General features: G+C 73.4%; 2 protein-coding genes. One reads left to right on the forward strand and one right to left on the reverse strand.

Annotation, left to right across the window (positions count from 1 at the left end; translation table 11 throughout):
• Window positions 1-20: 20 nt before the first annotated feature.
• A complete protein-coding gene (locus ACG2DA_RS22250) occupies window positions 21-1,412 on the reverse strand; it encodes a PQQ-binding-like beta-propeller repeat protein (RefSeq protein ID WP_395258818.1) in 1,392 nt (463 codons plus the stop codon).
• Between the two features lie 114 nt (window positions 1,413-1,526).
• Here ACG2DA_RS22250 and ACG2DA_RS22255 point away from each other — a divergent pair, with 114 nt between their 5' ends.
• The gene (locus ACG2DA_RS22255) at window positions 1,527-2,957 is read left to right on the forward strand and encodes an aldehyde dehydrogenase family protein (protein ID WP_395258820.1); all 1,431 of its coding nucleotides are present in this window, start codon (window positions 1,527-1,529) and stop codon (window positions 2,955-2,957) included.
• Window positions 2,958-2,979 lie beyond the last annotated feature (22 nt).

Below are 2,979 nucleotides of genomic sequence, written 5' to 3' on the forward strand. Positions count from 1 at the left end.
GCGTCCGGGACGCGTCCGCCTCACTTCTTCCGCACGGCGATCAGCCGGTCGAAAGTGCGGAAGTAGATCGTGCCGTCGGCGACCGCCGGGGTGGCGGAAGTCGGCTCGCCGAGGTCCATCCGGCCCAGCAGCTCGAACTGCGGACCGGCCTGCACCACGGAGACGACGCCGTCGCGGTCCACCGCATACAGCTTGCCGTCGGCCAGCGTGGGGCTGGCGCGGTAGTTCCCGCCGGTCAGGCGTTCTTGGTAGAGCTGCTCGCCGTCGGCGGCGTCGTGGACGCTGAGCACGCCGCGTTCGCCCATCAGGTAGACGAGCTTGTCGGTCACCAGCGGGGTCGAAACGTCCGGCGTGCCGCGATCGAGCCGCCAGGCGACGGCCTCCGAGCCGGCGACGTCCGCCGCCGCCGTCCTGCCCGCGGCGGACTCCGGCAGGCCGCCCAGTCGACGCGCCAACTGACGGGCCGCGGCGGCGTCCACGGCGAACACCGGGCCGCGTTTGGCGGTCGGCACGACGACCATACCGGTTCCGTCCGGGCCGGCTCCGACGCCGGGGCTGGCGACGAACCGCAGCGTCGTGTGGTAGTCCGGCCCCGGCGGGTTCAGGCCGCCCAGGCGCCAGAGTTCGGCCCCCTCGGCTTCGTCCTTCGTGGAGTGGGCGATGGCGTAGTCGCCGCCGTGGGTGATCAGCGAGGGCGGCTCCGTGAACGGGTTGAGCATGATCGAGGCGTAGCTGTGCTCGTTCTCCCGGCTGGCGCCGGTGCGACGGCCGCGCTGCCAGACGGTGGCGCCGGTGGCGGCGTCGAGGGCGACGACGCGGGCCTCGTCGGTGGAGGCGTCGCCGTCGCCGTGGATCAGCTGGAAGTAGAGCCGGCCGTCGTACAGCACGGGGGTGCTGCTGAACCCGAACTGGATGTCGAACTCGCCGAACCGGCGTTGCAGGTCCGCTTCCCAAACCGGCTCGCCGGCGACGGTCAGACAGACGACGGTCCCGTCGCCGAAGGTGGACCAGACGCGTTCGCCGTCGGTCACGCAGCTGTTCGAGGCGCTGTTGCCCTCGTCCACGCGGGCCGTCTGGTTGCCGGTCCCGACGGTCCGCCGCCACAGTTCCTGCCCGCCGTCGGCGTCGAAGGCGAGCACGATCAGCTGGGCGTCCGGCCCGACGCCCTCCGCGGCGGTGACGAACAGGCGGCCGCCGGCGATGACCGGGGTGCCGCCGCCGGGACCGGGCAGCGGGGCCGTCCAGGCGACGGCGCCGTCGCCGTCGGCGTTCCAGTCGGCCGGGAGGTTCGTTTCCGGGGAGGAGCCGTCGAAGGTCGGGCCCCGCCACTGCGGCCAGTCGGCGGCGGCGGCGTGGCAGGCGAGGGCTGCGGGCAGGCACAGGGCCGCGAGCGCGGCGAGCGGGCGGGACATGGGGAAGGTCTCCAAGGCGGGAAAAACGGCGACCGATAGGATCGCCTCCATTCGACCCCGGCGAAACCGCGTGCGGATCGCCCTCCCCCGATCGCATTCCCATTGGAGCCGGCCGTGCAGCCCCTCTTCTCCCGCGGCGACTGGCGGCCCCCCGGCGAGCCGTCGGAGGTGACGAGCCCCTACGACGGCTCCGTCCTCGATACGGTCCCCACCGCCGACGCCGCCGAGGTGGACGCCGCCCTCGCCACGCTGACGGAGGGGGCGAAGGCGATGCGGGCGATGAGCCCCCGCGACCGGGCGCAGATTCTCGACGCGGCCTCCGACCGGATCGCCGCCCACCCGCGGGAGTGGGGCGAACGCATCTGCGCCGAGGGCGGCAAGCCGATCACGGAAGCCGTCGGCGAGGCGAAGCGGGCCGTGGAGACGCTGCGGCTCTCCGCGATCGAGGCCGAACGCCTCGGCGGCGAGGTCGTGCCGATCGGCGCCGCCCCCAACGGAGCCGGCAAGCTGGCCTTCACCCGCCGCGTGCCCTGCGGGGTCGTCGCGGCAATCACGCCGTTCAACTTTCCGCTGAACCTCGTCTGTCACAAGCTCGGCCCGGCGATCGCCGCGGGGAACGCCGTGCTCCTCAAGCCGGCCGGCGTCACCCCGCTGTCCGCCCTCGCCCTGACCCGGCTCCTGTTGGAGTGCGGCCTGCCGGCGGAGGCGATCGCCTGCCTGACCGGCCCCGGCGGGGAGCTGGGCGAGGCGATCTGCGGCGATCCGCGGGTGCGGAAGATCACCTTCACCGGCAGCGACGCCGTCGGCGAGCAAATCATCAAGGCGGCCGGGGTGAAGAAGGTCACCCTGGAGCTGGGCTCCAACTGCCCCGCCGTCGTCTTCGCCGACGCCGACCTCCCGGCAACGGCGACGCTGCTCGCCAAACAGGCCACGGCGAACGCCGGGCAGGTGTGCATTTCGCTCCAACGGGTTCTGGTGGAACGGAGCGTTCACGCGGAGTTCCGCGACCTGCTGGCGGAGGCCTTCGCCGACCTGTCGACCGGCAATCCGGCGGAGGAGGACACCGACGTCGGCCCGCTGATCCGCCGCTCCGACGCGGAGCGGGTCGAACAGTGGCTGAACGACGCCGTCGACGCCGGGGCGACGCGCGTCTGCGGCGGGGAGCGGAACGGCTCCCTGCTCACGCCCGCCCTGCTGGACGGCGTGGAGCCCGGGATGAAGGTCTGGGACGAGGAGCTGTTCGGTCCGGCCTGCGGCCTGCGGCGCTTCGAGACCGAGGAGGAGGCCGCCGCGATGGCGAACGCGACCCGCTACGGCCTCGCCGCGGGGGTGTACACGACGGACCTCGCCCGCATGGTCCGACTCAGCGAGTCGATCGACGCCGGCGTGGTGAACTTCGGCCCGGGCCCCGGCGGCGGCGGGCCGCAGTACCGGGCCGACCTGATGCCCTACGGCGGCCTCGGCGCCAGCGGCCTCGGCAAGGAGGGCCCGCGGTACGCCGTCGAGGAGATGACGGAGGAAAAGTGCGTTGTGATCCACCCCTGACGGCGAGCGTCCCGGACGCTTC

The sequence above is a fragment of the Alienimonas sp. DA493 genome, from assembly GCF_043951915.1.
Classification (GTDB): Bacteria; Planctomycetota; Planctomycetia; order Planctomycetales; family Planctomycetaceae; genus Alienimonas.